This is a genomic window from Ideonella azotifigens, from assembly GCF_006519715.1.
Classification (GTDB): Bacteria; Pseudomonadota; Gammaproteobacteria; order Burkholderiales; family Burkholderiaceae_C; genus Ideonella; species Ideonella azotifigens.
In genome coordinates, this window is the sequence record NZ_VIDT01000623.1 from 1 (window position 1) to 3,292 (window position 3,292).

A 3,292-nucleotide genomic window follows, 5' to 3' on the forward strand; every position below is an offset into this window, starting at 1 on the left:
GCGGGTGAAGCGGTTGCCCGAGGCGAACAGCACCTGCAGCCGGTGCAGGCGGTGCAGGTCGGGTGGCAGGTCGCTGAGCTGGTTGTCGCTGAGGTCCAGCACCTCCAGCGTGTCGGCCAGGTCGAACAGCTCGCGCGGAAACTCGGCCAGCCCGCCGCGCAGGTTGATCCGGCGCTGGCCGGCCAGCGCGCCGCTGCGCAGGGAGTCGAGGGTGTGGTGCATGGGGCAGGCAAACAAGCAAGACAGGCGAGGCAAAGCGTGCCTCGGCGTCCCAAAGCGTGAATTTGGCAGGAACCTGAGGGATTGTCCCAGCGCAGGCCGGCCCGCCGCGGTGCCCGGCTCAAGAAGTGCCGCCGCGGGACGAAATGAAGCTGTGCCCCGCTTGGTTGCCCGAACCCGGGGATTGGCCCTTGCCTGCCTGCGTGCTGTCCATGTTGTTTCGAAAATCCTGTCGGTGCGCCTGGGGCGCAGGTCTGCTGAGCCTGGCGCTGCTGGGCGCAGCCCGCGCCGATGACCTGACCGAGCTGCCGCTGGAGCAACTGATGAACACCGAGGTGCTGAGCGCCGCGCGCTTCGCCCGCCAGGTGACCGACGCGGCCTCCGCCGTCTCGCTGCTGACGGCGCAGGACATCCAGGCGCTGGGCCTGCGCACGCTGGGCGAGGTGCTGGACCAGATGCGCGGCCTGCAGGTGAGCGCCGACACCAGCTACCTCTACCTCGGGGCCCGCGGTTTCGGCGGCCCGGGCGCCTACGCCGGCCGGGTGCTGATGCTGGTCGACGGCGTACCGGCCAGCGACAACCTGTTCGACCAGATCTTCCTCGGCCATGACGCGCTGATCGACGTGGCGATGATCGACCGCATCGAATACGCGCCTGGCGCCGGCTCCGCCATGTACGGCAACAACGCCTTCCTGGGCGTGATCAACATCGTGACCCGCCGCGGCCGCGACCTGAACGGGCTGGAAGCGGCCGTGTCGGGCGGCCGCAATGGCGACGGCAAGCTGCGCCTGAGCTGGGGCCAGCGGGCCGACAACGGCGCCGAATGGCTGGCCTCGCTGACGCTGCATGCCAACGATGGCACGCCCAGCTCCGACCTGGGCAAGATCCCCTACGAGGACAGCGATGCCGAAGCCTGGCAGCTGCTGCTCAAGGGCCAGTGGCAGGCGTTCAGCCTGCAGCTGCTGAGCTCGGCCCGTACCGTGCGCTCGCAATACCCCAGCGTGCCGGCCACCACCAGCCAGCAGGACGGCGGCCATGTGGTCTCGCTGGGCCATGACCACAGCTTCGACGACGGCGCGCTGGCCGGCTGGCGCAGCTCCGTGCGGGCGCAGCTGGGTGGTCAGCGCTACAACTACGACGTGGACCTGCAGGGCTACCACGGCAGCATCCGTGCCGAAGGCGCCTGGTGGAGCCTGGACACCCAGGCCAGCTACGAGGGCTGGCAGCGCCAGCGGGTGGTGCTGGGCCTGCGCCTGCGCGAGGACCCGAAACTGCACTACGACCAGGTCGACTCCGGCTACCCGGACGAGAACCTGGCCATGCACCGGCGCAGCCTGGGACTTTCGGTGGAAGACGAGCTGCGTCTGAGCGAGCAGCTCGTTGCCACGCTGGGCCTGCGCGCCGACCGCCGCACCAACGTCGACTGGACCTACAGCCCACGCGCCGCGATGGTCTGGACGCCGCTGCCGGATTGGCAGTTCAAGGGCTCACTGGGCCGCGCCACGCGTTTTGCCTCGGCCGCGGAGGAGTCCTTCGGCCTGTCGCCGCAGGACCATGGCGAGCACGTGCTGCACCGCGAACTGGCCACCGAGTACCGGCACGACACGCTGCGCTGGCTGGCCACGGTGTACGACTACCGCGTCAGCGAAATGATCTGGCCCGACCAGGACATCACGGCGCTGCGCGGTCACGGCCTGGAGCTGGAGGCCGAGTGGCAATGGCAGGGCCTGCGCCTGCGTGCCAGCCAGGCCTTCCAGCGCAGCCACAACAACCTCGGCAACGAACTGGCCTATTCGCCGCATCACATCAGCAAGCTGCAGCTGTCCGTGCCGCTGGATGGCGAGCGCTGGCGCCTGAGCGCTGCCGTGCGCCGCACCAGCAGCTACCTGCCCACGTGGGACGGCTACACGCCCAAGGACCTGGTGCCGGTGCCGTCCAGCACCCGCGTTGACCTGACGCTGCAGGCGCTCAAGCTGATCGGCCCGCTGGACCTGACCATCGGCCTGCGCAATGCCGGCAACACGCCCGAGCACGGGCTGGACCCGTACATGGGCACTCCAGCCGAAATGGGCCGCAAGGTGCGCTATGGCTGGATCGAACTGCGGGGGCATTTCTGATGCGAACCCTGCTGCGCCATGGCCTGGCGGTGCTGCTGTTCGCCAGCACCGCCGCATACGCCCAGGTCGACGAGCGCGCGATGAAGGCGGCCTACCTCTACAACTTCATCCAGTTCGCCCAGTGGCCGGTGCCGCCGGACGAGCCCTTTCGCCTGTGCGTGCTGGGCCGCACGCCGATGGACGAGCCGCTGGCCAGGCTGGAAGGCAAGCGCGTGCTCAATGACGTGCACATCAAGGTCGTGCACGTGAGCCTGCAGGACCCGCTGGCGCCCTGCCACGCCCTCTACCTCGACGACAGCCAACGCAAGCTGGCGCCTGAGCTGCTGGCCAGGCTGGACAGCGCGCCCATCCTCACCATCACCGACGGCGACGGCCTGGCCGACCAGGGCCTGATGATCGAGATCCAGAAGCGCGACCTGAAGCTGGGCTTCGAAGTGAACCTGGCGATGGCCAGGAAGGTCCGCATCAGCTTCAACGCCCGCATGCTGAAGATGGCCAACTACGTGGCGGGCGCCAAGTGAAAAACCTGCGCCCGCGCCGCAGCCCCGTCGCCCCGCAGGATGCGGCGCCCATGGACCCGGCCGCCGCCCCGCTGCCACCTGCGCCGGACGCCGCGCATCCCCCCATCCGCCGGCTGATCGCCACCTTCGGCCTGTGGCTGACCGGCGCACTGCTGGCCGGCTTCACGCTGGTGATGACGCTGCACGAGCTCAACAACCGCCACCACGAATTGAAGGACAGCCTGCGCACGGTGGCCGGCATCATCGCCACCAACAGCGAAGCCGCCGTGATGTTCGCCAGCGACCGCGAGGCCAACGACATCCTGGCCTCGCTGCGTGCTTCGCCCGACGTGCTGCAGGCCCGGCTCTTCACGCCCGACGGCCTGACCCTGGGCGCCTACAACCGCGACACGCCCGAGCAGCGCCCCGACACCTGCCACACGCTGCAGCCCGACG

Annotated in this window: 4 protein-coding genes; 3 read left to right on the forward strand and 1 reads right to left on the reverse strand. The window is 69.4% G+C overall.

Annotation, left to right across the window (positions count from 1 at the left end; all coding sequences use genetic code 11):
• On the reverse strand, positions 1-222 hold a 222-nt coding region (locus FKP22_RS25175), incomplete at its 3' end, for a leucine-rich repeat domain-containing protein (RefSeq protein WP_141290439.1).
• Positions 223-431: 209 nt separating this feature from the next.
• Between FKP22_RS25175 and FKP22_RS25180 the strand changes: the two genes are divergently transcribed.
• The 3 genes from FKP22_RS25180 to FKP22_RS25190 all read left to right on the forward strand — a co-directional run.
• Positions 432-2,336: a TonB-dependent receptor plug domain-containing protein gene (locus FKP22_RS25180; RefSeq protein WP_170201079.1), complete on the forward strand. Its 1,905-nt coding sequence runs from the start codon at positions 432-434 to the stop codon at positions 2,334-2,336.
• Entirely contained in the window at positions 2,336-2,857 is a 522-nt protein-coding gene (locus FKP22_RS25185) for a YfiR family protein (RefSeq protein WP_141290442.1), read from the forward strand. The genes FKP22_RS25180 and FKP22_RS25185 overlap by 1 nt, the downstream gene beginning before the upstream one ends.
• A 50-nt stretch (positions 2,858-2,907) precedes the next feature.
• Positions 2,908-3,292: CHASE sensor domain-containing protein (locus FKP22_RS25190; protein WP_310733376.1), on the forward strand; the 385-nt coding region annotated here is incomplete at its 3' end.

Bases quoted from the DNA above. Each gene is read 5' to 3' on its own strand.
- FKP22_RS25185 (WP_141290442.1), top strand. From the start codon at position 2,336: ATGCGAACCCTGCTGCGCCATGGCCTGGCGGTGCTGCTGTTCGCCAGC.
- FKP22_RS25180 (WP_170201079.1), top strand. From the start codon at position 432: ATGTTGTTTCGAAAATCCTGTCGGTGCGCCTGGGGCGCAGGTCTGCTG.